This is a genomic window from Youngiibacter multivorans (assembly GCF_017873395.1).
In the GTDB taxonomy this organism is placed as follows: domain Bacteria; phylum Bacillota; class Clostridia; order Clostridiales; family Clostridiaceae; genus Youngiibacter; species Youngiibacter multivorans.
Genome location: NZ_JAGGKC010000001.1, coordinates 177,481 through 197,005, shown reverse-complemented (window position 1 = coordinate 197,005; position 19,525 = coordinate 177,481). Strand labels below are relative to the sequence as shown.

At 43.6% G+C, this 19,525-nt stretch carries 15 protein-coding genes; 3 read left to right on the top strand and 12 right to left on the bottom strand.

From position 1 onward, the window contains the following. Positions 1-13: 13 nt before the first annotated feature. The 3 genes from J2Z34_RS00950 to J2Z34_RS00940 all read right to left on the bottom strand — a co-directional run bounded on the left by J2Z34_RS00950 (position 14) and on the right by J2Z34_RS00940 (position 4,406). Positions 14-961, bottom strand: coding sequence for a D-2-hydroxyacid dehydrogenase (locus tag J2Z34_RS00950; protein WP_209457965.1), 948 nt, complete (start codon positions 959-961; stop codon positions 14-16). A 175-nt stretch (positions 962-1,136) separates the two neighbouring features. Beyond that, positions 1,137-2,705 carry a DEAD/DEAH box helicase gene (locus J2Z34_RS00945; RefSeq protein ID WP_209457964.1) on the bottom strand — a complete coding sequence of 523 codons (1,569 nt, stop codon included), beginning with the start codon at positions 2,703-2,705 and terminating at the stop codon, positions 1,137-1,139. 267 nt (positions 2,706-2,972) lie between these two features. After that, entirely contained in the window at positions 2,973-4,406 is a 1,434-nt protein-coding gene (locus tag J2Z34_RS00940) for a DEAD/DEAH box helicase (RefSeq protein ID WP_209457963.1), read from the bottom strand. Positions 4,407-4,501: 95 nt separating this feature from the next. Between J2Z34_RS00940 and J2Z34_RS00935 the strand changes: the two genes are divergently transcribed. Further along, positions 4,502-5,509, top strand: coding sequence for a lactonase family protein (locus J2Z34_RS00935; protein ID WP_209457962.1), 1,008 nt, complete (start codon positions 4,502-4,504; stop codon positions 5,507-5,509). 132 nt (positions 5,510-5,641) lie between these two features. Here the strand turns inward: J2Z34_RS00935 and J2Z34_RS00930 are convergent, their stop codons facing one another. From J2Z34_RS00930 to J2Z34_RS00920, 3 genes are all read right to left on the bottom strand, one after another. Further along, positions 5,642-7,039: an NCS2 family permease gene (locus tag J2Z34_RS00930; protein ID WP_209457961.1), complete on the bottom strand. Its 1,398-nt coding sequence runs from the start codon at positions 7,037-7,039 to the stop codon at positions 5,642-5,644. Between the two features lie 307 nt (positions 7,040-7,346). Next, positions 7,347-8,645 (bottom strand): metallophosphoesterase family protein, encoded by a 1,299-nt coding sequence (locus J2Z34_RS00925; RefSeq protein ID WP_209457960.1) that lies wholly within the window; start codon positions 8,643-8,645, stop codon positions 7,347-7,349. Between the two features lie 117 nt (positions 8,646-8,762). Next, positions 8,763-8,966, bottom strand: a complete 204-nt coding sequence (locus tag J2Z34_RS00920) for a helix-turn-helix domain-containing protein (protein WP_209457959.1) — start codon at positions 8,964-8,966, stop codon at positions 8,763-8,765. Positions 8,967-9,120: 154 nt separating this feature from the next. Here J2Z34_RS00920 and J2Z34_RS00915 point away from each other — a divergent pair, with 154 nt between their 5' ends. Beyond that, positions 9,121-9,471, top strand: coding sequence for a helix-turn-helix domain-containing protein (locus J2Z34_RS00915; protein ID WP_209457958.1), 351 nt, complete (start codon positions 9,121-9,123; stop codon positions 9,469-9,471). A gap of 55 nt (positions 9,472-9,526) precedes the next feature. Here J2Z34_RS00915 and J2Z34_RS00910 read toward each other — a convergent pair whose 3' ends face one another. Both J2Z34_RS00910 and J2Z34_RS00905 read right to left on the bottom strand, forming a co-directional pair. Further along, entirely contained in the window at positions 9,527-10,540 is a 1,014-nt protein-coding gene (locus J2Z34_RS00910) for an aromatic acid exporter family protein (protein ID WP_209457957.1), read from the bottom strand. Then, positions 10,527-10,991: a MarR family winged helix-turn-helix transcriptional regulator gene (locus tag J2Z34_RS00905; RefSeq protein WP_209457956.1), complete on the bottom strand. Its 465-nt coding sequence runs from the start codon at positions 10,989-10,991 to the stop codon at positions 10,527-10,529. The genes J2Z34_RS00910 and J2Z34_RS00905 overlap by 14 nt, the downstream gene beginning before the upstream one ends. Positions 10,992-11,143: 152 nt before the next feature. Between J2Z34_RS00905 and J2Z34_RS00900 the strand changes: the two genes are divergently transcribed. After that, entirely contained in the window at positions 11,144-11,545 is a 402-nt protein-coding gene (locus J2Z34_RS00900; protein WP_209457955.1) for a 23S rRNA (pseudouridine(1915)-N(3))-methyltransferase RlmH, read from the top strand. Between the two features lie 129 nt (positions 11,546-11,674). Here the strand turns inward: J2Z34_RS00900 and J2Z34_RS00895 are convergent, their stop codons facing one another. Genes J2Z34_RS00895 through J2Z34_RS00880 form a run of 4 tightly spaced genes read right to left on the bottom strand, consistent with a single transcriptional unit; the run spans position 11,675 to position 19,429 of the window. Continuing rightward, complete coding sequence (locus J2Z34_RS00895; protein ID WP_209457954.1) at positions 11,675-16,090, bottom strand: coiled-coil domain-containing protein; 4,416 nt, start codon at positions 16,088-16,090, stop codon at positions 11,675-11,677. Then, positions 16,077-16,787, bottom strand: coding sequence for a DUF6063 family protein (locus J2Z34_RS00890; protein WP_209457953.1), 711 nt, complete (start codon positions 16,785-16,787; stop codon positions 16,077-16,079). The genes J2Z34_RS00895 and J2Z34_RS00890 overlap by 14 nt, the downstream gene beginning before the upstream one ends. Continuing rightward, complete coding sequence (locus tag J2Z34_RS00885) at positions 16,774-18,393, bottom strand: hypothetical protein (protein WP_209457952.1); 1,620 nt, start codon at positions 18,391-18,393, stop codon at positions 16,774-16,776. Before J2Z34_RS00885 ends, J2Z34_RS00890 begins: the two co-directional genes overlap by 14 nt. Further along, a complete protein-coding gene (locus tag J2Z34_RS00880) occupies positions 18,386-19,429 on the bottom strand; it encodes a Wadjet anti-phage system protein JetD domain-containing protein (protein ID WP_209457951.1) in 1,044 nt (347 codons plus the stop codon). Before J2Z34_RS00880 ends, J2Z34_RS00885 begins: the two co-directional genes overlap by 8 nt. Positions 19,430-19,525: the final 96 nt, after the last annotated feature.

The window sequence follows — 19,525 nt, the reverse complement described above, 5'->3', positions numbered from 1 at the left end:
CTTGATACCCTCCTTAGTAGCCCATATCAGGATCTACAACGTTTATCAGCTTTTCTCCCTTTCTGAACCTTCTTATGTTATCAACCACAAGCCTTGCCCCGCGCATCTCGTTGCCCGGTCCCCATCCGCCTACATGCGGCGTCATTATAACATTGTCGAGCTCCCAGAGCGGGCTGTCGTCAGGCAGTGGTTCTCTCTTGTATACATCAAGCGCAGCGCCTCTGATCTTCTTGTTCTTGAGTATCTCAATGAGGGCATTCTCATCTACTATAGGCCCTCTTCCAAGGTTCACAAAGACAGCGCTTTCCTTCATGCAGCTTAGAGCCTCTGCATCTACGAGATTCCTGGTTTCAGGAGTTAATGGCAGAAGTATGACTATATAGTCAGCAGTCTTCATGGCATCCTTAAGCTCGGATACTGGTCTTACTTCATCAAAATTATCGAGGGGTTTAACTGTCCTCTTTATTCCGACGGTCCTCATGCCAAATGCCTTCGCCTTCAAAGCTAGCATCTCTCCGATTTTCCCCGAACCTATGATAAGCAGCTCAGAGTCCAGAAGCTCACCATAGCTGAACCCCTGAGTCCATCTAAGGGTCTTCTGATACCTTATATGCTCGACAAGTGACCTTGAGAATGCAAGTATCATTCCCATTGCAAGGTCTGTCATCTGCGGAGCGTGGATTCCTGAAGTATTTGTGACTACTACGCCAAGTTCCTTTAAGGTCTGAAGCGGCAGGAGGTTCACTCCGGCGCTGAATGACTGGATCCATTTAAGGTCCTTACATTCCCTGACCAGTTCTTCTGTAAGCCTTCGCTGCGAGATTATTATCTCAGCCTTCACAAGCTTCTCTTTATCTACTTCGATATCCATGATATCAATGATCTCTTCACCAGTTTCCTTCCTTATGAAGTCAGCAGCCTCCTCGCTGAGGAAATGTCTTTCTACGATATTTGCAATCATTGTTGTCCTCCCTTGAAATACATCGTTGTACACGTATTGCCCGTTTCCCTGGAGAATACGTGTTTCTTTTCCATACATACAGTGTATCATTCAACCTGGTGTTTACCAATATAATGCAAAAAAAAGGCGGAACCTTAGGTCCCGAAGGTCCTGTGGTTCCGTCTCATATTGGTCACTAATTCTTTCTGTTTGCTGCTACTTCTATGTTCGCTCTTCTTCCTGAAAGCTTCTTTCCGCTGCAGTACTTGACTACCCTCTCCTCGACTCCGTCCTTAACATTCACGAATGTGAACTTAGGAAGTATGTCGATCGTACCGATGTCATCGCTGTTTGTTCCGGCATGCTCTGTCAGGAACTCAAGCAGCTTCTTCGGGGAAAGCTTGTCCATTGATCCCACGTTTATGAAGAGCCTTACCTGTGTCTTAGGCTTTGTCAGGCTGTTCTGAGTGTACTCAAAGCTTAGCTCATCCTTGTAGATCAGGTTCATGAGGGCTGCTGAAACATCGATCATATTGTAGTTCTCATCGAGCTCTGCAACAAGCGGAACGAACCTCTTGTACTTCTCATCCTCAAGCTCTTTAGTTATCCTGCTGAGGATATTCTTGTACTTTGAGCTGAATATATCGTCTATTGTAGGAATGTCCTTCCTCTTTATCTTGCTCTTTGTCATCCTCTCGATGTCCTTGAGCTGGAGATATTCCCTTGGAGTTACCAGTGTGTAGGCTATGCCTTCCTTCCTGGCTCTTCCTGTCCTTCCTATCCTGTGGACATAGGATTCTGTGTCCTGCGGAAGGTCATAGTTTATGACATGGGAGATGTTCTCAACATCTATTCCTCTTGCCGCTACATCTGTTGCAACAAGGAACTCAAGGTTCTTTTCCTTGAACTTGGCAAGTGTTGATATTCTCTGGTTCTGGTTCATGTCGCCATGCATTCCGGCTGCATTGTAGCCTCTTGCTGTAAGAGAATCAACAAGCTCGTCAACGCCTCTCTTTGTCTTGCAGAATATGATTACTGAATCCATTTCCTCAGCATCCATGATCCTGCAGAGTGACTCGAACCTGTCCGAGTGCTTTACTTCAAAGTAGAACTGGTCAACAGTGGATACGGTCATGGTGTTGTTCACGACTGTTATATGCTCTCTGTCTTCCTTCATGTATCTCTTTGAAAGGGTCTTTATCTCCTTGGGCATCGTTGCCGAGAACAGCATTGTCTGCTTATCCTCGTTCATGTCTCTCATGATTCTCTCGATATCCTCGATGAATCCCATGTTGAGCATCTCGTCTGCCTCATCAAGTACGAGGAAGTCAACCTCTTCAAGATGAAGTATTCCTCTGTCCATGAGGTCAATTACTCTTCCAGGAGTTCCGACTACTATGTCGATTCCGCTCCTTAAAGCCCTTATCTGCCTGTCTATCGGCTGTCCGCCGTATACTGGCAGAAGCTTGACCCTGACATGCTTCGCAATTGTGTTGATCTCTTCGTTAACCTGTATGGCGAGCTCTCTTGTAGGTGTAAGGACTATCGCTGAGACCTTTCCCTTCGGTGTGAGCCTGCTGAGTATAGGCGCTGCGAATGCAAGTGTCTTTCCTGTTCCTGTCTGTGCCTGTCCGATCGCATCCTTGCCGCTAAGGAGTACAGGTATTACCTCAGCCTGTATGGCTGATGGCTCCTCGTATCCCATATCGCTGATTCCTCTGAGGACGTCTTCTCTTAAGCCGAGTTCCGCAAATTTCTTTTCCATTCTTTACCTCTTCCGCTTAAGACAAGTTTCAGTGTACGCACAAGCGCGACTCCATAAAAAAACCTCGCAGATAGCTGCAAGGTGATCGTACAAAAACTATTAATCCTAAGCTAATAATATTATGATAATTCTAAATCACTGAATGATTGTATCACACAAATTAACGATATGCAAATTTATTTATGAAATAAATCTAATTTGACAAATAGTCACAGATTAACAGGAATTGCCGCTATAGGTTTCAATTGGGTGAGATGAAGAAACCAGCTATTTCCTGGCCTTCTCCACCCTGAGCTCCTTACCCTTGATCGTTCTCTCTGACAGCCCCTGTATAGCGATGTCTCCTTTGCCGTTCAGGATGTCTATATAGGATCCATTTTCCTGGACATCGATGATCCCAATATCTTCAGGCTCTATACCAGGTATTGAGTGAAGAGTACCTGCAATATCAAGCGGCCTTATCTTCTTTTTCTTGCCGCCATTGATATAGATCTTTGTGATGTCCTTATGGACTGATGTCTTTTGGGGCCTGTTCTTTCTGAGCTCCTTCTGGAATTCCCTGAATCCGTCCTTACCGGTTCTCAGCGGTCCATAGTTCATTTCACCTATCTCACCGAGGCTCCTGCCGATAAAGTTCTCCACATCCCTGACGTTCTTTCCGTCATGTTCTGCTATGAAGTATATGGCGCTGCCTTCCCTGTAGTTTCTGCCTGTCCTTCCCATCCTGTGGACATAGCTTTCCTTCTCAACCGGGAAATCATAGCTGAGGGATATGTCAAGGTCACGCACATCGATTCCTCTTGCTGCAACATCTGTCGCGACAAGGTATGGAACCTGTCTTTCCTTGAATGCTTCCATTGCCTTGAGCCTGTCCTCCTGGAGCATTCCTCCATGTATCTTGAGGCAGTCTATGTTCTTTTTCTCAAGGTCATCCTTTAGCCTTCCGCACTCATCCTTGGTATTTACGAATATGATCATGCTCCTTGGCTTTCTTCCATATATCAATGAAAGGAGGGCCTTGAACTTGTCCTTGTTATCAACCTTGAAATGCTCAACTTCAATGTTGAGCTTTCCCTCATCCTCGGACTCTATGACAATGTAGTCATCGAGCAGCTCTGATGCTATTCCCTGGACTTCAGATCCTATTGTCGCTGAAAACATCATGGTCTGCTGTACAGATTTAAGGCTTTTGGCGATTGCGAGCACATCGTCCCTGAAGCCTCTGCTTATAAGCTCATCAACCTCATCTATGACGAGGAACCTTATTGCTGAAGTATCCAGCGTGCCTCTCTTGATATGGTCCAGAACTCTGCCAGGAGTACCGCATATCGCATGGTGCCTGTTTTTGAGCGATGCCTCCTCTTCCTTGAACGGATGCTTGCCATACAATGCCACAGCCTTCAGCTTCTTGTATCGCCCTAAGGTATCGTAATCATCCCTTATCTGAAGTGCAAGCTCCCTTGAGGGCGCAAGTACCATGAAGGAAGCCTTCATGTCCTCCCAGGATGTCCTTTCAAGTATCGGCATAAGGAAGGCAAGTGTCTTTCCGCTTCCTGTCGATGACGACCCTAATATGTTTCTGCCCTCCATAGCTGGAATTATGACCTTCTCCTGGATTGCAGTCATCTCTGTGAATCCCTGGTTCTCAACAGACCTCAGGAGGTCGCTGCTGATGTTAATATTTTTAAAATCTTTTCCCATATTTCTCTCCTTTAAAGTCCACTAATGTTATCATAACCTCATAGGGTTAACAAGGCCATGGCTTTGAACCCGGAATTTCGAAAGATGGTGATGATATGACAATATATACTGGATTCCTAGGCTCGTATACCAGAAGAAAGAGCACCGGCATAAGAAGGTTTGCTTTTGACGGCAGAGAGTTCAGAACTGAAGATTTCATTCAAATCGGCAATCCTGCATATCTTGCACTGAGCAGTGACGGAAAGACACTTTTCTCGGTAGTCAAGAATGGCGACGATTCAGGAGCTGCCTCCATAGATATTAATGAGAAGAAGATAACAGCAATATCAACTGCTGAAGGAGAAGCGCCGCCCTGCTACCTGAGCCTTATTCCCGAAGGGCTCCTGGCATGCAACTACCATGCAGGCAATCTGGATTTGTATGCGATTGAGTATGGTCATGTTGCAGGACGACTTCAGTCGATATCTCACGACGGATCAGGCCCTGTGACAGGAAGACAGGACAGCTCCCATATCCATTTTGCGCTCAAGAATCCTTATAACGAGGATATCCTTGTCTGCGACCTTGGTACTGACAGAATCTGGATTTACTCTTTCAATGGCGAGCTAAGGAAAAAGGATTCAATAAACTTCCCTGCCGGCAGCGGCCCGAGGCACCTGGTATTCCATAAGTCCGAAAAAATAGCCTACGTTCTGTCTGAGCTTACTTCTGAAGTCTTCACTATTGATTTCAGGGATGGGAGCTATAGGATAATCCACAGCTCCAGAGCACTTCCGGGAGATTTTTCTGGTGAGAGCATTGCAGCTGCAATAAGGATCTCCAAGGACAACAAATTCATCTACACTTCAAACCGCGGTCATGACAGCATAACCATATTCAAGGTTACCGAATCATTCACAACTTCAGTTGTGGATATAGTTCCTTCACACGGCAATCATCCAAGGGATTTCAACATCTCTCCGGACGGCAAATACCTGCTGCTTGCAAATATGGAGACAGATAATCTTGCCCTTTACAGCATTGATCCAGAGACAGGTGGCCTGGAGATAGTCAGGTCTGACATCTACAGCCCAGAGTGTGTTTCTGTCATCTTTGAGGAATAACCGGAATATTTGACTATACAAAGAATGATGATCAATAAATATTATGGAACCTGAATTCAGGGAAAAAATATGCTCTTACCAGGACCGGTCTACTTCGGGACCTTCTCCTGGTAAGAGCATTAACTTTTGTTTCTATATCAGCGCGTTCAGCACATACGATGCAAAGAACAGAAGTGTAACAACATAAAGCACGGGATGGACTTCCTTGCTTCTCTTGACTACGAACATTGAGAGGCAGTAGAAGAGGAATCCGAATGCAATGCCTGTTGAAATAGAATAGGTGAAAGGCATCAGCGCTATTATAAGGAATGCCGGTATCGCTATTGCAAGGTCATCCCATTCGATGTTCTTAAGTCCGTCTGCCATCAGCACTCCGACTACTATAAGTGCTGGTGCTGTTGCAGCTCCCGGTACCATAAGCGCAAGCGGTGAAAGGAACAGTGCCAGGAGGAACAGAATTCCTGTGGTGACTGAAGCAAGTCCGGTCCTTGCACCCTGGGATATTCCTGCAGCACTCTCTACGTAGGTAGTGGTGTTGGAGGTTCCAAGAAGCGCTCCTATCGAAGTTGCAGTTGCATCTGCAAAAAGTGCCTTTTCAAGCTTTGATGACATTCCTGAACCAGTCTCAACTGACTTTTCGTCAGCTTCATCGAATATTCCTGACTTTCTTCCAGTTCCAAGGAAGGTTCCGATTGTGTCGAAGGTATCTGTCAGTGAGAATGCGAAAATCGTTGTTAGCGATATGAATATCCTTTGAGGGGAGTTGAAGAGTCCCGCTATGTCAAGCGCAAGGAATGTTGGCTTGAGGCTCGGTATTGCAAAGCTTATTGTTGAAAGGTCCGGTACCGTTGTTATCTTGAAGAAAACACCCAGAACAGTGGAAGCTACGATTCCGAAGAGTATTGCACTTTTGACCCTGAGAAGCATAAGGACTACTGTTATGATAAGTCCAATGAGGGCAACCTGTGCAACAGGATCCTTGAAGTTCGACAGTGCAGGTATGACATCTGCATATATGCCGCCGCCATCTCCTGTGTCTACAAGAAGGTTGAAGGCTTCACCAGTGAAGGTAAGGAAATGTGCCTGCTTAACCCCTATGTATGCGATGAAAAGTCCAATACCTCCGCTTATAGCGTACTGAAGTGAATGGGGTATAGCATGTATGATCATCTTTCTTACTTTAGTTACAGTAATAAGTATGTTGATGAGTCCGCAGACAAATACCATTCCAAGAGCCTGCTGCCATGTATAGCCAAGCCCGAAAACGACAGTGAACGTGAAGAATGCGTTCAGGCCCATTCCAGGTGCCTGTGCAAACGGAACATTTGCAACAAATCCCATTATGAAGGTACCGATTGCAGCAGCGAGTATGGTAGCAACGAAAACAGCTCCTGTATCCATTCCTGCAAGTCCGAGTATCTGCGGATTGACAAGTATGATGTATGCCATAGTCAAGAAAGTGGTAGTTCCCGCGAGAACCTCCGTTCTTACAGTGGTGTTGTTCTCTTTCAGCTTGAATAGTTTCTCCATTTTCCACCTCTTTGAAATTATTACATTGTAATTTTATGCGTATGTTGGATTACATTCAAGGACTTTCATTCGCTCATTTGATTTTTACAAATATCATGATTATTAACATATTAAGCTGAGAATTGTTCTATTATTGCTCATGTTTTACTGCCAAACTGATAATCATTTTCACTTGGATAATCCTGCTGTTTTATGTGCAAAACAAAAAAGGGTCCCTCGGACCCCTTTTTGAATATCCCGTCTATCATATCGTTCGTATATTCTTTACTTAATCTCTGCCTTCCATCTTCAATTGACCCTTATTTTCTCAATTTCTGAGGTCAAGCATAAGGCTATTGTTTTCGTACAGGTCGCCTGATTTTCTGTCCTCGATATAGAATCTGGTCCTGTCATCCTCAGGAAGAATTTCAATTAATGAATCGTCGAATACGGAGTCAGGAACCTTCTCGCCTGCGAAATAGTATGCGTTAATCTCACCTAGCAGCTCAGTCAGCTTTGATGCTGAAGCTTCATCAACAAGCCCTTGAAGCCTTGCCTTCAGCCTTACTGTTGAAAAGGCCTTGAATCTCTCCCTGGCATCTGTCACGAAGTTTAAATGCTCTCTAATACCTTTGTCCCTGGCATATCCTTCGACATCCACCCATTTGGTTGAATATTCGATCTTACCTTCAGTGTAATCTATGATTCCATATTTGTTGGGATAGACAGACATAGCTCCTGTTACAATATCTGTAACCTCTTCAATAAAATGTATATCCTGTATGTGTATATGTCCTGAAAGGTTCACCTTGAAGCCCTGAGTCCTGAATAGGAGTCTCATCTCATCGGCATTCTCGAGTGTAAATCCTGAATTCATGAATGTGGTATGGTTCATCATGTTGTGGTGCATGGCCACTATGACATCTGCTTCATTCTCTCTTGCCAAAGCTCCCGACTCTTCGAGGAAGACCTTGGAGCTTTGAGATACTATCCCTTCTGTTGCAGGATACCCATTCTCGATATTGTTCTTGTAGACTGCCGAGTCTACCATGGCGATATAAAGGTCTTCGCTTACCTTGTAAAGGTAGCTGAGGTTCCCTTCTGCCCTCCTGACTGCATCCTTGAATCCGAAATCTGAGTATATGCTCTCGAATTCTTCAGGGCTTACCGTATCAGCATATTCAACCTTGCCACTCTTGAATCCTCTCGCATATGAGTTGCTGATATCGTGGTTCCCGGGTGTTACTATGACCTGTACTCCATACGATTCAATTTTCCTGAATATCTTTGCAAGGTCTTCATGGCTCTTCTTTTCACCATTCAGTGTAAGGTCACCTGTGACTACAAGCACATCAGGCGGATCTTTTCTCAGGTCCTCCGTGAATGCATCAAGTATCAGGTCCATATTCCCTATTTCCTTGCCATCCCCATTTTCATACACATATTTTTCAATTTCTCCCCCATCCCTGAGCTTTGGTGAAAGGTAGTGTATGTCTGTGGCTACGACTATCCTGAGGTCCTCTCCCTTAGGTAAAGGCTCCTGACCCTTTGCTTCCATTGTACAGCCGGTAAATATGATTAATGTCATGATTGCTGAAACTAGTAATGATAACTTTCTTTTGTCCATTATAAAGGGCATTCTGATTCCTCCAGTATTGCAGTTATCTACATAATACATGGAGGATAGGCTAACGACAACTGCAACAAGGAAAAGAGCATCCCATGAGGGATGCCCGCAACTAAATCATTCAGTATCCTTAAGAAGCTCGATATAGCTTATTTCCAATCCGCTGGCTATCTTCTTGAGTGTCTTTATAGATGGATTTGTCCTTCCGATTTCGATGTCCGAAAGGTACGTGTTGGATACTCCTATCATCTCCCCAAGCACTTTCTGTGTTATACCCTTTTGCTTCCTTGCCATCCTAATGTTGTCTCCGATGCTTGCCAAAACAACACCCCCTAATGAAATTATACGTTACTGACGTATAATTTCAAGGTTATATTACGTTTACAACGTATAGATTACAGCTTCAAAATATACTTCCTTTGTTGTATACTTTATATGTCAATAATCCGTAATATACGGAATTAAGGAGATTTGGATGAACATCGGGGATAGGATTCGCCACAGAAGAATCGAACTTAATATGACACAGCGTCAGGTTGCAAATCTTGCAGGGATCTCTGTCAGCTTCCTTAGCGACATAGAGCGTGGAAGGAGCAATCCTTCACTTGAGAATACCCTGAAGCTCGGTAAAGCCCTGAACTTACCTATAGGTGAAGTTATGGATCCGAATGAAGCAGACAAGATATTCGAGAAGAAATCCACCTACGAAATTTTAGATCCCTACCTGAATGACTTCAACCTCTGGCCTGATGAGGACAAGCAGGATGTCATAAAATTCCTGGAGTACAAGAGGTCCTCTCTGAATAAAAGCAAGAATAAACCATAAATGGATGCAGAAGCTCATACCCTTAAGCGACTGCATCCATTCATATTTTCTGATCTTAGTTTCTGCTCTCAGATAGAGTAGTCCTGAATCTCTCTGTATCTTCATCGTCAAGACTTGCCACAAATTCTCTCTTCACGTCAAGCAGCTGCTCCAGCTCATTGATATACTGGAATAGTGCTGCTCTGACCTCGAATTCATCCCTGGACTTTGGAAGCTCCATGTTCCTGAATATCTCCTTGTAGCCGTGCAGGTCTTCAAGAAGCTCTCTGGCAGTATTTGATTCGTGGAACTGGTCAGCTACCAGGTCTGTAAGTGCTGCCACAAGCTTAGTCTGCTCATAGGACTCGCCGAGTCTCTCGAAAAGCTTCCTCATGTTCCTCATTATCCCGAACTGGACACTTCTCATCTCCATATATTTCAGGTAATACCTGACATCTTTGACAAGATGATTTCCGGCATCCTTCAAGGCTCTCTCATATCCTGCTTTCAGCTTTCCATCAAGCTCCTTGTAGAGCTTCTCCTCATCAAGCGGCACTGTCTGGGTAGACAGGCTTACTGACATGCTGGAAAGCACCCTCTTCATTAGTCTCTCTATTTCCACCACATCATTGTTCAGCTGCTTTTCCAGTTTAGGCATGTATATGTTGAGGATTATCCCGACTCCTGCCCCGATTACCATGAGCATGACTTCATTTCCCAGAAGAGGCAATGATACCGACCTCTCAAGCAGAAGGTGCGTCACAAGCACCGAGCTTGGAACGATTCCGTCATTGAAGCCTAAGGCTGCTGCGCTTGGGATGAAGAACAGCAGATATACTCCATATGCGACTGCGGAATAACCTAAAAGAGTGAATGCAGCGGCTCCAATTAAGAGTGCAAGCAGCATTGATCCAATTCTCATGACCGCAAGGTCAAGGGACTTCTTCTTTGTATTCTGAACGCTTAGGATTGTGATGACACCGGCAGCTACACTGTAATCTAGTCCGATTGCTGATGCGACAATCATTGATACAGCTGCACCTATTGAAGTTTTTACAGTCCTCCACCCGAAGAACCTACTTATCCTCATCTATGCCACCAAGCCCCTGCATTTTCTTAAGAAGCCTTATAATGTCCCTTTTTTCCGACTCATCCAGGTTCTTAAGTGCATCATCAAGATAGTCTATGTGAAGCGGGAATGTCCTGTCCATGACTTCTTTCCCTTTTTCTGTTATCTCCAGGATAAATGCCCTGCGATCTGTCTTGCACATGATCCTTCCAATATATCCGTCTTTTTCCAGATTTGCCAGAATTACTGTCATGTTTCCGCTGGATGCAAGGATCTTTTCCTTGATCTCATTCACCTTCATTGCCCCCTTGTGATAAAGCACCTCCAGTACTTCGAATTGGGACGGTGTGAGACCATTTTCCTTCATGTTCCTTGAAGCTCCCCTGTGCAGCCCAGTTGTCGCTCTGCTCAGCGCAATGACAAGCTTCAGATTCAAATCGTTTTGTGTTCCATAGCTTTTTTTATTTTCCATGGCACTAATATACACTAATTAGTATAAATATTAAAGACAATTCAATTGCAAACAATTCATTACTCAAACTTATTTTCAACCTCCCTGCTCCCTGTATATCATAAATCTGATGATGTATACTCTAACTAAACCATTTCAGGAGGATGAAGAACTTGAATTTTGAGATTTTTGTGATGGATACCTTTTTTGAGGAATACTATATCGATGCCATAAATGAATACGCAAAGCGTCTTGGAAGATACTGCAAGATTAAGCTTACAAAGTTAAAGGACAGCTCCACTTTAGAAGCTGCCCTTAATGACAAGACCCATGTTATTCAGATTAGACCTAAAGGCAGGAGCGTGTCTTCGGAAGAATTCTCAAGAGAGCTCTCAAACCTTGCAACCTCCGGCATCTCCAGTATCGCGTTCATAATAGGAATGAAGTACGGAAAAGCTGATGATGCGATCTCACTTACTTCAATGGAGCTGTCTCCAAGTTTAAACACCGTCTGCCTTTATGAGCAGATTTACAGGGCTTATAGGATAATGCACGGTGAACCGTACCATAAGTAAAATCGAATTATGCCTATAGGTATGACCAACCTTTCTTTTGGTTGAGAGGAGGGTACAAATTAAATCTTGTACCTCTCCTTGCTCCTTCAATTGATAAGTCAATCTTGGATATCTTTAAGAGTGTTCCATTTAGCTATCCAGCATGCTGATTTGCTCAATCTCCTGGTAGTAGTTCAGCATCTCTAAGTTCTCTTCGGTGAAATCCTCTTCTCCATTATAAGCGCTCTCCTCAACCTTCAGATACTCCATGGTACCAGCTACATTTGGCACAATCTTCATCATGAATATCACCTTGAACTGATTCATAATAGAGTTCTGCTTGAGGTCTGTCAGGCAGATGAGCTGCGTATTGTATTTCTTGGCAATATCAAACAACGGCTTTAGAAGATGGTCTGAGGATATGGGACCAAACGGATTGTCCATGAGGAGTACCTTGCTGTCCATATTCTTCTTGTTATAATCCTCGGTGGTTCTTTTTGCATTTCTTGCATACGACATTAGGGCAACCATTACCGCAAAGAAGGATACAAAACGCTCACCGCCAGAGTTTTCCCGCATGACCTTCTCCCAGTCCTTAGCTTTGCTGTTCTGGGCATTGATGTCTACCTTATAGGCTTTAATCCGAAGATCCGAAAGATCTGAAATGACATTTAGCAGCTCTTCGCTGGACATGAATCTGGAAATCATATCCTTCACATCTTTCCTGGTCTTGCCACTCTTCAGCTGCTCCTTGACGTCATTTGCCCGTTCTCTTATATAGAGCCTCATGGCTTCAAACCCTTTTTCTTCCGGTTCCAGCTCCCTAAGGAGAATCTCAATCATCTTTACTTTCCGGTTTCTGCCTTCCAGCTGAATACTTGAGTCATCAGCCACCCTATTCACATGGTCATAGATTTCCTTGGCAAGGTTATAGCTCTGCATTACCGCATCGTGGAAGCTTCTTTCCATATTCTCAAGCTGCGTCTCCTGAATCTTGATTAGCTTCGAAAGATTGTCGAGCTGATTTTCCAGGTATTCATACAGATAGTAGTATTTCTCCGAATTTTTCTCTGCGCTGTCATGCGTCTTCTCTGTGTGATAAAGTATGCTGGTCAGATGCTGATGTTTCTCTTTATAGTCATCTTTTAAGTTTCTTAAATTCTGCTGGATCTCAATCTTCTCATCTGTAAGCCTCTTCTGAAGCGACAGCAGATTCACTGAAACTTCCCTGAATCCTTTCTCCACATCTCTGTCCTTATCCCAGATTTTAATGTTGTCCTTGATTTTACTCTCACGGAGCTTATCCTCAATCTTATCCCGGACTTCCCTATAGTTTCTCGTGGTATTTTCCAGAATTTTTCCCAGCTCTGCCAGCTTTCTCATGGAGGTTCTGCACTTATCTTCCCTCTCCTTGTAGTTTCCATGAATATCTTCCCGATCAAGAAGCATAACGCCCTTATTCCTCATGTCTTCTCTCTTTGTTTCACAGTTACCCGAGAGTTTAGCCACTTTTAAATCTGCGTTATTTTGCCGTTTTGCTTTCTCCTCTTTTTCTAAACTAAGTCTTTTCCCATTAGCTCTTAGACTGTCATATTCAGACTCCAGATACCTTATCCTTAGATACTCCTCCGCCGGAATACCCAGTCTTTCGAGTTTCTTCTTTTTCCCGTTCAGCTCTGATGATCTCAAGGAAAGATCCTTCTCAAGGTTTCCAATGTTCCCATTGATCTCTTCCTGATATTTCCTGTACATCGCCAGAAGCACTTCTATGCTTCCTTCCTCCAGTATCTTTTCAGAAGCGTTTTGAAACTCCATCTTATCTATCTGAATGATGCGATCCTCCTCTTCAAGGCGTGAGAGGTCTTTGTCAGCCTCCTTCTCCTCCTCAAAAAATTTATCCCGCTCTATTTTCAATTGCTGAAGCTTCTTTCCATACTGCTCCAGTTCTTTTTTAAGTTCCTGTTCTCTTTGGTAGTTCCTTTCATAGTCCCTGTTTTTCGCAAGGTGAACTTCCAATTTCCTGATCTTCTTTTCCGATTCCTCCAGGTTCTTCCTCTGCTCTTCCTTAAGCTTTTCCAGGTCAATAAATAACTGGCGAAGCTCCGTTCTTCTTTTTTCAAGAGATTTTCCCTTCTCAAGGAGCGAGGTTATCGAATTAAGGATCCTGCCTTCCTCTTCCTTTGACTCCTTGTAGAAAGTTTCAGTGTAGCTAAAATCCTCTACTAATCTTTCACTTACCCTTAGCTCCTCCAGATACTCTTCATAGTGTTTTCGGCTCTCCTTCTCCACCTGAAGTATCTTCTCAAGCTCGCTTCTGTAGTTTTCAATCCCTCCACTCTCAAAAAGCTTGAGATCTGGCTCTACTATAATTACCCTGCCATTACCAAGGGTTAGAACCGATCCTTCCTTGTCATGTTCCCCCAGACTTCCATAGGTTAAAATGGGCACTGGCTGCAGAAGAGGATGTTCCAGTTTCACTTCTTTGAGCTTTTCAAGCTCCTCTTCTGTCATAATGAAAGAGTATGGGAGAAGTGAGTTCTCTTTCAGAAGCCTGCTTCTTATTTCTACCGTGTGGTTCTGAAGATAATGTTCTCCTGTATCAAACTCAATCCCATTATTTACCAGGTGGTCGTGGAATTCTTTGGAGACATGCAGAATACCGCTTTCCAGAGCAGCCATTCTCTTTTCAATGCTCCTTATTTCCTCTTTGACATCATCGAGTCTTTCATGGCCTGTCTCAAGAAGCTCCTTCATCATGAGCAGTAGATAGTCCTTCTGGAATCTCTTCGACTGACTGAGTCCATATCGGTGAAGAATACCCAGAAGTTTTTCTTTTTTTATCTCAAAGTCTTTGATATCCTCCTGTAGCTTTTTAAGCAGATCCTCTTTCTGATTTTTCTCGTTTTCGGTCTTGGGAATTTCTTTTAGAACAGTTTCCTCTTCATATTGTGCTTTTATTTTCTGTTCATCTGTCTTCTGCATGGATTTCTGATTAAGAGCTACCTGCTCCACAAGGTTTCTTGTCAGTATCTCCATTGCTTTCTCATCGAGGCCCTTCATGAGATTTCTCTGGACTGTTATATTGTAACTATCAAAGAGACCTTTTTCCTCTTTTTCAAAGGCTTCGAGGCTACTGCATAGCGTGGCTTTTCCCATGATGGCCTTCTTTTCAGATTCTCGGATTTCCTCTTCTTCTCTACTATTCGCTTCTTTCCTTTCATTGTGCTCCATGAGCTGGGTTCTCAAGTTGTTAAGCTTCGCTGCAAGCTCCCTGTGCTTATCTTCATAGGCAACCTTAATAGAATAGGCCAACCTTTCCATCTTCTCCTGATCTTCAGAAGGCTCCTTAAGTCTATTAAGTTCCGTTTCAATCTCAGCTTTTCTTTCCAGAAGAACGGCCATTTCATCATAGGTCATTCTTGCATCCATGACCTCTATATTGTGGAGAACTCTGCTATGTTCTTCATCCACAAGGTCATACTCGTTCTTCTTCTCCTGTGCCAGAGCTTTGTGCTGCTCCAGTTCCTCTTCTGCCTTATGATAGTCTTCGGATAGCTTCTCCTGTTCTATTCGGGTAAGCTCTTTTTTCTTCTCCTCAAGATCCTCTTCCGCTTCTACCTTCTCTTTTTCAAGTCGAGCCAGCTCTGTAAGGAGAAACTGCTCAAGAGATCTTAGCTCCTGCTCTTTCTCAATCATCTCTGAATGAGTTGAGGCAGCATTGCATACATCTTTGCTCAATATTTTCAGTCTGTCTGAGAAGCCTTTTAGAAGGTCTCTCTCAAGGATATAGGATTCATTTTCGATCATGGACTGGGCAAGGGTTCCCATCATCTCAGTAAGGCTCTGGGCTTCATTCTGGTCATCAAAAATAACCTTGTTCACGGTATTTAGGATCCAGTCCCGAAGAAGCATCCTAGGGGTTCTGCACTTCTCAAATATCTTGATAAGCCCCCCCTCTTCAGAATTTACAGGAAGAAGCACAGTCTTCCATTCATCCGGATGTATATTGAAGCTCTCCAGGTGTTTCTTATATGCGGTCTTATCATTCTCAGAGAAATGAGCGATACTTGCGCTATGTCTTTTCCTGGCTTCCTGGATATACTTCTGAGACTCACCATAATTTTTAACAACGATTCTATTCTTATCTTTTACAGTGAGTTCAATATGTCTGATGTCCATTGCATCGGTAAGTTTGTAGTGGCTGGTGAACGTGAAGTATTTTACAGCGTTGGTGCCATCCTCTTGCTCCTGGAAGCCGCTTTCTTTGTTCATCATGGCAATGCCGGTGAGCAAATTACCGCCATTGTCATCCAGCTTCCACTCAATAAGTATATAGGCAGGTTGCTTTTTCCTTGCAAAGAAATCACTCATCTTCCTGTTCTGAAGCCTGACATTAGGTAGTATAGGCTGCATCAGTGCCTGAACCAGAACACTTTTTCCTCCGCCGTTCTTCAGGCTTATGAGGGCATCTTCCCCCTGATGAAGATTGAAGAGCTCGTCTAAAATCAGACGTTTGTCCCCATTATATGAAAAGTTGATGATGCGGATTCTGTTAATTTTCGGCATTGTCTACCTCCCTGAATATCCTCTCAATTTCCTGGACCCGGTCTTCATTAAGATAATAGTGGAGCATCAGGTCATCAAGCTTTTCTGTAGTCCTGATTTCCTTCTCATTTTCTGATATAAGGATTAGCCCCTCATTATTGAGAAGCCTCATCACTCTTAACAGAAAGCCCATTTTCGTTGTGAGCCTGCTGTTTTCCTCATGGCCTTTCTTGATGTCCCATACCTGTGCGCAGTTCTCAAAGTTAGTGCTGTACTCCTTGTCAACTTCTGCTGCCCTTTCCTTGTTATTCAACACATCAGAGACTCTTCGATCGATTTCCTCCACCACATGCACAAGTGAGAGGAACTCTCTTTGCTTAGGATCCCGGTTCTTTCCGCCGTAAAAGAGATGCAGGATAACCGCCGAGATATAGTAGGCAAGAAAGGCGTCAGCTTGCCTTGCCCCTCCACCGAACCATTCCCTTGCATCCCTGTGGCGAAATCCAAGAAGCTCATTCTCCTGAGAGGGTACTAGGTAGAGGTTGTTGTTTACCCTTAACACCTCAGCGTCCAGTTCTTCTGTCATGGTATTTAATATCTCTTCTATCTCCACCTCACTGATATAGGTGAGGAAGAGATCCTTATGTGCTGCTCTCGTGAGTTTTCCATCTTCCATTAGTATCTTTAATATTGCCGAGGCTGTTCTAATATTTTCCATTGCGGTTCACCACCTTTATGCTGATATTGTCGAGCTCAACCTTGGTCCTGTAGAGAATTGATTCCTTCTTCTCCTCCAGAACCACTTCAAAACTGTCATTTGCAATTTTAGTGAAGATGATCTTGTCCACCTGGTCAAAGATTGTTCCCGTATTAAGAAGCTGATAAAGAAGTGTGTCCACATTGAATTCCCCTGTGATGTTTCCGAGAAATGCCTTTTCTGATTCACGCCATGCACATACATCCAAGGTCTCCATCTCATAGAGTTTCAGGATGGTAATAAATAGGAGATTCTCATGGGTCAAGGCTCTGAAGGTCTCCTCATCTTTCTTCAGCTCTTCGCATAGGATCTTAAATTCAATGGAGCCATCCCTTTTCCCTGCTTCTTCCACAATGTTTAGAAGGATTTTGAGATAGATCCTATTGATTTTCTCATTGTGTTCTTTTTCCACATCATCTTTAATTTCCTCCACAAGGATTCCCACTTCTTCTGTGGATTCCTCATCAGTTAGTTTCCCCTGTGGTTTATATAACAGGCTTATGGGGAGATGTCTGCAGGGTTCCACATGAAATAGCGGGGTAAACAGTCGCCATAGTCCTTTGGCACCGTCCTCGCTTAGCTTTTCCATTGGCATCAAAATCTCCTGTTCAAAGTCGAACCTTTTTTGCGTGGTGAACTGGAAGCTTTCCTCCAATGTGGATTTTAGTATCTTATAGGATCCTTCCCGCTCATTAATAAGGTTCATCTGTTCTTTTCTTGCAGAGGAGAGGTTCTGTTGGATTTTTTTAAGTTCCATTTGTGCTTTCTTAAGATCTGGTGTCAGTTCGCCATGGAGGCCATAGTCCGTCCGGATCCTCTCTTCTGATTTGCGGACAAGGTTCTCAATATCTCCTAATGCTTTGTACTCCTCCAGAAGGAGCTTATATGTGCTTGATATGAGTTCATCAAACTTTGTTAGATCCAGATCCTGTATGTTGCCTCTTGCAGATTGAATAAACTGCTCCAGATCTCTTTTCTTCTGGCGTACCATCTGGACCAGGCTGCTGCTCTGCTGAAGTGCTTTCTTGTAGTTCTTTCTCTTAATAAGTTCACGGAGCTTGAACTCTTCCACAGAGAAGCTGAGCTCACTATCCACTTCCTTGGTACGGAAAAGAAAATCATACCCCTGGTCTGTCAGGGAATATATACTCACATAGCCTTGAGGACGGTCCTCCACTTTCTCATTTAGAAGCTTAATGCGTAGTTGAGACCATTCAGCAGTCTCATAGTTCATCACCGGGTAATATGTGTTCTTTCCATCAAACTGCAGGATGGTCTTGATGATGTATTCTGTGATAGGAAGAGCCTGGTCTCTTGCCCCTGGGTAAATGTAGTTCTCTGTAATAATCTTCTCCACAAAACCTGATATGGTCTTTATGGTGCATTCCTCTTCCTCTGTGAGGGTTTTCTCCATGATAAAGACCAAAACGGAGAAGATGAGGTTTTCAAATTCCTTGTCCCCAATGGGGTTCTCAAGTTCCGCTTTCTTGTTTCTTCTATTGATTAAGGCATCCACCACGCCAATGAGCTGCATTCTCTGGTGGAAACCTTCTAAGAACTCAAACATGCTCAATTCCTTTCATTTTGGACTTCAGGATCTTGTAATTTAATACTTCCTGTGGGATATACAGCCCCTTCTCCAAAATACCTATTATTTTCTCCTGACTGGCCTCACTAAAGTTACTTAAGAATGTCTCCAAATCTGCTCTTGGATTTCTATGGTCTCTGGTTTCTGGATACTCCCGATGAAGGACTTCTGTCATCATGGTCTCATATGCATCTGTGAAGAGCCTTATATCCACTTCCGGATTCTTATCCTTTGCATCCTGGTATATGAATATCCCTTCATAGTCCAGGTCTCCGAAGTAGTAGAAGGTGTGTCTCTTCTCTTTCAGGACTTCTTCCTGGTACTCCATAAGTCTTCCAGACTGTCTGGTAATTTTCTTCCCTTCCCCGTAGAGGAGCACTTTGAAGGGAATGCCAAAAAGAACTGACAAGTTATCCTCTTTCATGATTTTCCGCAAAGTATACCAGGTGTCCTTGTTCTCTATGATGAGTATTTCTCCGTTTTCGGTCTTTGGATGTATGTACTCAAAGAATGGTTCAGGAGTAGGATAGGTGTTGAGGTCCATAAAACTGAAATTCTGCAGCTTGAAATAAGTTGCAAACTGACGCTCTATGGACCTCAAAAGTTTCTCCTTACCGAATATGGAGAAGGAGCGTTCATTGACTGACATGGGATGTAGAAGCTCTTCAGGTCTCTTCCAAAGAAAACTGCTGAGAGCTTCGATCTCCTCTTCAAGAGCGAGATACAGGTCTGGATGGTCAAGATAATACTGGTGGTCAAATTTTGGGTGAAGCATCTTGATACTTACAAGAGCTTCTGCATAGTCCTTCTTCTTTACAATCATCTTATAGCGATTAAAGAGCGCTGGTCTTCTACCGTTGAGGCCAGAGGCCTTTACCGGAGCCAAAGAATTCTCTGCAACCAGTATTCTCAATGTGTCTGCTACCTCTTCATAACTCTCTGAGGAATTAAGGATAATGTCAGAGAGCTCTATTGTCTTCTTCTGATACTTTTCGATATATGTCCTGCTTTTCATACAACCACTCCGCAATCTTTTCTATACCCTTATTGTACCAGAATATTGATGCGTAACATTAATATCAGCTGTTATTAATAAATGACTGAAAGAACA

Bases quoted from the DNA above. Each gene is read 5' to 3' on its own strand.
- J2Z34_RS00950 (WP_209457965.1), bottom strand. From the start codon at position 961: ATGATTGCAAATATCGTAGAAAGACATTTCCTCAGCGAGGAGGCTGCT.
- J2Z34_RS00945 (WP_209457964.1), bottom strand. From the start codon at position 2,705: ATGGAAAAGAAATTTGCGGAACTCGGCTTAAGAGAAGACGTCCTCAGA.
- J2Z34_RS00940 (WP_209457963.1), bottom strand. From the start codon at position 4,406: ATGGGAAAAGATTTTAAAAATATTAACATCAGCAGCGACCTCCTGAGG.
- J2Z34_RS00935 (WP_209457962.1), top strand. From the start codon at position 4,502: ATGACAATATATACTGGATTCCTAGGCTCGTATACCAGAAGAAAGAGC.
- J2Z34_RS00930 (WP_209457961.1), bottom strand. From the start codon at position 7,039: ATGGAGAAACTATTCAAGCTGAAAGAGAACAACACCACTGTAAGAACG.
- J2Z34_RS00925 (WP_209457960.1), bottom strand. From the start codon at position 8,645: ATGGACAAAAGAAAGTTATCATTACTAGTTTCAGCAATCATGACATTA.
- J2Z34_RS00915 (WP_209457958.1), top strand. From the start codon at position 9,121: ATGAACATCGGGGATAGGATTCGCCACAGAAGAATCGAACTTAATATG.
- J2Z34_RS00910 (WP_209457957.1), bottom strand. From the start codon at position 10,540: ATGAGGATAAGTAGGTTCTTCGGGTGGAGGACTGTAAAAACTTCAATA.
- J2Z34_RS00905 (WP_209457956.1), bottom strand. From the start codon at position 10,991: ATGGAAAATAAAAAAAGCTATGGAACACAAAACGATTTGAATCTGAAG.
- J2Z34_RS00895 (WP_209457954.1), bottom strand. From the start codon at position 16,090: ATGCCGAAAATTAACAGAATCCGCATCATCAACTTTTCATATAATGGG.
- J2Z34_RS00890 (WP_209457953.1), bottom strand. From the start codon at position 16,787: ATGGAAAATATTAGAACAGCCTCGGCAATATTAAAGATACTAATGGAA.
- J2Z34_RS00885 (WP_209457952.1), bottom strand. From the start codon at position 18,393: ATGTTTGAGTTCTTAGAAGGTTTCCACCAGAGAATGCAGCTCATTGGC.
- J2Z34_RS00880 (WP_209457951.1), bottom strand. From the start codon at position 19,429: ATGAAAAGCAGGACATATATCGAAAAGTATCAGAAGAAGACAATAGAG.